This window comes from Pontimicrobium sp. MEBiC06410, from assembly GCF_053601615.1.
On sequence record NZ_JBSHNT010000092.1, the window covers coordinates 1 to 490 of the forward strand.

The window sequence follows — 490 nt, forward strand, 5'->3', positions numbered from 1 at the left end:
ATTAACAGATAGCTGTGGTAACACTGCGCCAGAACAAACGCAAACCATTACCGTTTCCGATAATATTGCACCAACATTTACTGCTCCGGCAGATATCGAAATATTTACAGATGCATCATGTAACTACGATGCTGGAGTAAACATTACGGGAGATGTTACAGACGAAGCAGATAACTGTTCTTCAACGCTAGACGCGACCTACACAGACACTGTAGTCGCTGGAACTTGCGAAGGATCGTTTATTATTACCAGAACATGGACATTAACAGATAGCTGTGGTAATACTGCACCAGAACAAACGCAAACCATTACCGTGTCTGATAATATTGCGCCAACATTTACTGCACCTGCAGATATCGAAATATTTACAGATGCATCATGTAACTACGATGCTGGAGTAAATATAACAGGAGATGTTACAAACGAAGCAGATAACTGTTCTTCAACGCTAGACGCGACCTACACAGACACTGTAGTCGCTGGAACTTGC

General features: G+C 42.2%; 1 pseudogene. It reads left to right on the forward strand.

Features of this window, described 5'->3' with window-relative positions:
• Positions 1–490: pseudogene (locus ACVC08_RS00620) on the forward strand (gliding motility-associated C-terminal domain-containing protein); the annotation flags it as partial.